The sequence below is a fragment of the Kitasatospora sp. NPDC058406 genome, from assembly GCF_042722765.1.
Lineage (GTDB): Bacteria > Actinomycetota > Actinomycetes > Streptomycetales > Streptomycetaceae > Kitasatospora.
Map to the genome: position 1 here is coordinate 1 of NZ_JBHXKE010000252.1, position 3,958 is coordinate 3,958.

The following is a 3,958-nucleotide window of genomic DNA, read 5'->3' on the forward strand; positions in this document are numbered from 1 at the left end:
CGTCGGAGCGGGAGGGCGGGGGCGTCTTCCGGGAACGCGCCTTCCGGGAAGGGGAGCCTCCTTCGGGAGCGGGCGCGTCCGCCGGGGTGAGGCCGCTGGTCGGCCCGGGGGGGCCGGTGGGGGTCGGCCCGGGGGGCCGGCCCGGTGGCCGCTAGCGGCGGGCCGTGGAGGCGTGGACCCGGTCGGCCGGGTCGTCCTCGACCGGCTCGGGGGTACCGGCCGGTCTCGGTACCCGGGCACCGGTGAGACGCCCGGTGCGGCCGGTGCGCCCGGCCCGGGCCGCCTCGGTCTGGGCGAGCCGGCGGTCGGCCTCGGCCTGGATGGCGTCCTTGTCGCCGATCTCGGCGTCCGGCAGCGCGTCCGGGAGGAGGTCCTCCAGCAGCCGTAGCGGCCGGTAGGCCAGTCCCAGCACGCCCCAGACCGTGAGCACCAGGCCGACCACGACGAGCAGCAGTCCCGCCCCGCGGCCCGGTCCGGTACCGAGGACCAGGCCCACCGAGTCGGCGAGCGCGCCGCCGGGGCGCATCAGCGGCTCGAAGACGTGGTCCGAGAGCGGCCCCGCGGTGAGGAAGCCGAGCGGCATCATCGACATCGCGAGCATCTGGTTGGTGGCCAGGACACGGCCCTGGAGCTCCATCCCGACCTTGGTCTGGATCAGCGCCATCCAGTGCGAGTTGAGGATCATCATCGCGGCCCAGAGGACGAAGAGCCCGCAGGCGGTGAGCGCGGCCTCGGGACGGCTGCCGGTCAGGACGGCGGCGAGACCGACCACCGAGGTGAAGCCGATCATGCCGAACGTGCGTCTGCGGGTGCCGCCCCAGAGGGCCATGACCAGGGCGCCGGTCATCGCCCCGAGCCCGCCGAGCGCGGTGATCACGCCGAGCTGGACCGCCGAACCGCCCGCCAGCACCATCGGGGTGATGAGCACGGTGGCGACGGCGAACAGGTAGTTGAACACCACGAAGAAGACCACCATCGCGACCAGGCTGTGCCGGCGCACGATGTACCGCCAGCCGGTCACCACCTCGCGGAGCAGCGGCTCCTCCTGCCGGTCGAACATCGCGTCCGGGAAGCGCACCAGCAGCAGGCAGGTGACGCCGGTGAGGAAGGTGGCCATGTCGAACAGCACCACCCCGTGCAGGCCGATCAGCGAGACCAGCACGCCGCCGCCCAGGACGGCCATCATGTCGCCGGCGCCCGTGCCGAGCTGGGCGAGGCCGTTCGCCTGGCCCAGGTAGCGCTTGGGTACCAGCTGGGTGATCGCGGCCAGGTAGGCGGGGCGCTGGAAGGCCGAGCAGACGGCCCCGGTGCAGGCGACCGCGTAGATGTGCCAGACCTGGAGGAGGTCGGCCCAGAGCAGCGCGCCGAGGCCGAGCATGCCGGCGGCGGCCACGGTGTCGGTGACGATCATGATGCGGCGGCGGTCCACCCGGTCGGCGAGCGCACCGGCGATCGGCAGCAGCAGGACCGCAGGGAGCACCGCGACCACCGCGATCATCGCGAAGTCGAAGGCCGAGCCGGTCTGCTGGTAGACCCAGACGCCGAGCGCGAAGGTGGAGAGGCTGGTGCCGATCATCGAGACGAACTGGCCGATCGCCACCTTGGCGAAGGTGGCGAGTTCGGCGCGGGCCGCCGGCCGCCGGGCGTCGGCCCGGTCCGCGGCCGAGACCGCGCCGGTGGCGGCGAACTCGACCAGCACGCGGGCGAGTTCGCCGGCCTGGTGCTTGAGGAAGTAGTGCCCGGCGCGGGGCACGACGGCGAGGTCGACGGTCTCGCCGAAGTGCTCCCACTCCGTGTACCGCTCCTGGTACAGGAGGGTGGCGCGGTCCTTCTCACCGACGACGCAGAGGATCGGCGCCCCGATCGCGACCGGGCGGGCGTCCCCGTAGGCGCGGGTGTAGAAGTCCTCGGCCTGCCGGACGTCGTGCCGCAGCGCCCGGACCAGGAAGTCCTGTTCGGCCTGGTCGTAGACGTCCGTGAACCCGCCCATCGCCCGCAGGTAGTCGAGGTAGGAGCGGTTGGAGAGCATCCGGTCGCCGGGGAGCCTGCGGGCCATCCACTCCGCGAACCGGCCCGGCAGCCGGGCGGCGGGGAAGGTGCCGCCCAGCGCGACCCCGCGCAGGTCGGCGCCGGCCGCCTCCAGCCGGGAGCCGAGCGCGGTGGCGAGCGCGCCGCCGAGGCAGTGCCCGTAGAGCAGCACCGGACCGTCGATCCGCTCGCGGATCTGTGCGGTCAGGGTGTCGGCCAGCGCGTCGAGCTCGACCAGGTCGTCGTCGGGGCGGCTCGGGTCGTGGCCGGGCAGCTCGACGGCGTAGAGGCGGTGGCCGGCGGGCAGTGCGTCGGCGAGCGGCTGGAAGGTGATCGGGCTGCCGCCGCCGTACGGGACGCAGACGACGTTGACCGTCGCCGGGGCGTTCCCGCGGGTGAGCTTGTGCAGCAGGGTGCGCGGGCCCTCGTCGGCGGTGCCGCCGGCCCGGGCGTCGAGCAGCGCGGCGAGTTCGCGCACGGTGGGGTGCTGGAACAGGTCGATCACCGAGAGGCCGCGGCCGATCAGCCGGACGGCGTGCACGGCGGAGAAGGAGTCACCGCCGAGGGCGAAGAAGTCGTCGGCGGCACCGACCTCCTCGGCGACCAGCACCTGACGGTAGGCGGCGGCCACCGCGTGCTCCGTCGCGGTGGCCGGCTCACCGCCGCCCGCCGGGACGGGCCGGGTGGCGACCGGCTCGGGCAGCGCGGCCCGGTCGACCTTGCCGTTGGCGTTCAGCGGCAGGGCCGCCAGGACGACCAGGACGGCCGGCACCATGTAGTCGGGCAGCCGGGTGCGCAGGGCCGCGCGCAGCGTGCCCGGGTCGGGGGCGGCGGCCGGATCGGCGGGGACGAGGTAGCCGACCAGGGTACGGGCGGCACCCTCGCCCCGGGCGACGACGACGGCCTCGCGGACCTCGGGGCGGGCCGTCAGCTCGGCCTCGACCTCGCCGATCTCGACCCGGAAGCCGCGGATCTTGACCTGGTGGTCGATCCGGCCCAGGAACTCGACGGCGCCGTCGGGGCGGCGCCGGACCAGGTCGCCGGTGCGGTAGCAGCGGCGGCCGGCCACCTCGGTGAAGCGCTCGGCGGTGAGGTCGTCGCGGCCGAGGTAGCCTCGGGCCACGCCGGCGCCGGAGACGTACAGCTCGCCCGGGACGCCCACCGGGACGGGACGGCGGCGGGCGTCCAGGACGTGCGCCCCCACGTTGCCGAACGGCCGGCCGAGCGGGGCGGTCGCGCAGTCCCCGAGGTCGGCGGGCACGGGTGCGCCGAGCATCGAGACGGTGGTCTCGGTGGGACCATAGTGGTTGTGCAGCGTCAGGTCCGGCCGGGCGGCGCGGATCCGGGCGACCAGGTCGGGCCGTAGGGCCTCGCCTGCGCAGATCAGCAGCCGGGCGGGCAGGATCCCGCCGAGGCCGGCGCCGTGCGCGGCGAGTCCCTCCAGGTGGCTGGGGACCAGCTTCATGGCGTCGATCCGGTGCTCGGCCGCGTAGGCGGCGAAGGCCTCCGGATCGGTCGCCTGATCGCGGGTGAGCAGGTGCAGGCAGCCGCCGCCGGTGAGCGCGCCGAACACGTTGGTGATGCCGAGGTCGGCGGCGAACGTCGAGACCAGCGCCCAGTTCCAGCCGTCCTGGTCACCGCCGATCCGCTCCCGCAGGCCGTGCAGGTAGTTGCGGACGTTGCGGTGCTCGACGGCGACGCCCTTGGGCGTGCCGGTCGAGCCGGAGGTGAAGACCAGGTAGCAGAGGTGCTCGGGCCGGACGTCCACCTCGGGGGCCTCGGCCGTGGCCGAGCCGTCCGGGACGACCGCCGGGATCCCGGCGGGGAGCCGGCCGCGGAGGTCCTCGGTGGTGACGACCGCGGCGGCCCCGGCCGCAGCTCGCTGTCCTCGTCGGCCTCGTCGGCCACGCCGACGCCCTCGATGCCGGGC

General features: G+C 75.0%; 2 protein-coding genes. One reads left to right on the forward strand and one right to left on the reverse strand.

Going from position 1 to position 3,958, the window contains the following annotated elements; translation table 11 throughout:
• Positions 1-151 precede the first annotated feature (151 nt).
• The gene (locus ACFWOG_RS33935; RefSeq protein WP_380363054.1) at positions 152-3,796 is read right to left on the reverse strand and encodes an MFS transporter; all 3,645 of its coding nucleotides are present in this window, start codon (positions 3,794-3,796) and stop codon (positions 152-154) included.
• Between ACFWOG_RS33935 and ACFWOG_RS33940 the strand changes: the two genes are divergently transcribed.
• On the forward strand, positions 3,776-3,958 hold a 183-nt coding region (locus ACFWOG_RS33940; RefSeq protein WP_380363056.1), incomplete at its 3' end, for a hypothetical protein. The two genes, ACFWOG_RS33935 and ACFWOG_RS33940, sit on opposite strands and share 21 nt — an antisense overlap.